The organism is Parabacteroides acidifaciens, from assembly GCF_003363715.1.
GTDB lineage: Bacteria > Bacteroidota > Bacteroidia > Bacteroidales > Tannerellaceae > Parabacteroides > Parabacteroides acidifaciens.
This window is the reverse complement of sequence record NZ_QREV01000116.1, coordinates 1-1,599: the sequence shown is the minus strand read 5'-3', so window position 1 is coordinate 1,599 and position 1,599 is coordinate 1. Positions and strand designations below refer to the sequence as shown.

At 44.5% G+C, this 1,599-nt stretch carries 2 protein-coding genes; both read left to right on the top strand.

Annotated elements, in window-relative coordinates; translation table 11 throughout:
* Nucleotides 1–331: 331 nt before the first annotated feature.
* Entirely contained in the window at nt 332–1,138 is an 807-nt protein-coding gene (locus DWU89_RS20345) for a KilA-N domain-containing protein (RefSeq protein ID WP_115501447.1), read from the top strand.
* A gap of 75 nt (nt 1,139–1,213) precedes the next feature.
* Nucleotides 1,214–1,599: phage integrase SAM-like domain-containing protein (locus DWU89_RS21315; protein WP_392391942.1), on the top strand; the 386-nt coding region annotated here is incomplete at its 3' end.

Sequence of the window (1,599 nt, the reverse complement as noted above, 5' to 3'; positions counted from 1 at the left end):
CAAATATTCGATTCTCCGGAAGTTAAGCTTTATCGGAATGTCAGCAAGAATATATTATGGCTTGACAATTGTCCTGCAATTAAAACGAGCCGCGCAGCCCGTTTGTCCGCACGTCATAAAAAGCGCTGTCCCGGTAGCTAAATGTCAAACCGGAACAACACCTTTTTTGTGGTGAAATAGAAAAATGGGGGTTATTGTAAAAAACGTTCCATACAAAAGGATAACTTTTAGTTCAACCTCGCCAATATATTGAAAATAAAAGCGTTCTTAGAGAGATAATCTCATTGGTTATGGCTATCTTTACAACTGAAACTCAAAGCCTCAATTACAAATGGCAAAAATTACAGTTCAGAATACAGATATTAGCGTTGTCCAGTATAATGAGGAAGATTATATCAGCCTTACCGATATGGCACGAAGCCAACTACAAGAGCATATAATCTTCCGTTGGCTAAGCCTTAAAAATACTATAGAATATCTTGGCGAATGGGAAATACTGTATAACCCCAATTTTAATTGTACCGAATTCGGTACAATTAAAAATGCAGCAGGAAGCAACAACTTCGTACTTTCGGTAAAAACGTGGATTGAACGGACTAATGCGATAGGTATTTGTTCTAAGGCTGGTCGCTATGGTGGAACATATGCACACAGGGATATAGCGTACCATTTCGGTATGTGGATTTCCCCTAAATTCCAGTTGCTTCTCGTTAAGGAATACCAACGATTGAAAACTGAAGAACAACGGCTGCTTGGTTGGTCGGCAAAGCGTGAATTGTCAAAAATCAACTATCGCATACATACTGATGCCATAAAGCACAACCTCATACCTGTAGAAGTTACACCAGCACAGGCAAGCATTATATATGCTAACGAAGCTGACGTACTGAACGTTGCAATGTTTGGCGTGACGGCAAAGCAATGGCGTGAAGCCAATCCTGACTTGAAAGGTAATATCCGTGACTATGCCACAATTAACGAACTTATCTGCTTGTCTAATATGGAGAACTTAAACGCCGTGTTCATTGAACAGGCTATGCCGCAGGGTGAGCGGCTTGTCAAACTCAACCAAATAGCCATTCATCAAATGAGCGTGTTGGAAAATGGCGACAACAACGACCGAAAGTTGTTGAAGTAAAGCATTTTTAAATATTCATTTTCCCCTTTTTATCTGTTGTACCTTTATCATTTTTAATCAGATAGATAAAGGATTATGCGAAAAAGTGATTTTAGTGAAAGTATGCGGTCGTTAGAAAGGCGCAAGCGGGAGGCGGGTGCTGAGAGTACGGCGGACTTGTACAGGGCGGTGCGGAACCGGTTTGGACGGTATTGCATGAAGGAGAGGCTGCTGTTGCAGGAGGTGACGGCGGCAAGGGTTGCGGGGTTCAGGACGGCGCTTCGGAAGGAAGGGCTGCGGGTGAACACGGTGAACAGTTATATGAGTAGCCTCAGGGCGATGTATAACGCAGCCTGCCGGGAGGCAGGGGGCCGCTGGAAGGAGAATCCTTTTGCGGGGTTGCGGCTGAAACGGGAGGAGACGAAAAAACGGGCTGTGCCGGTCGAGGTGGTCGAGAGGATTGCCGGGCTGAACCTGCGGGG

Excerpts from the sequence above, each read along its gene's own strand:
- DWU89_RS20345 (WP_115501447.1), top strand. The coding sequence starts at position 332 with ATGGCAAAAATTACAGTTCAGAATACAGATATTAGCGTTGTCCAGTAT.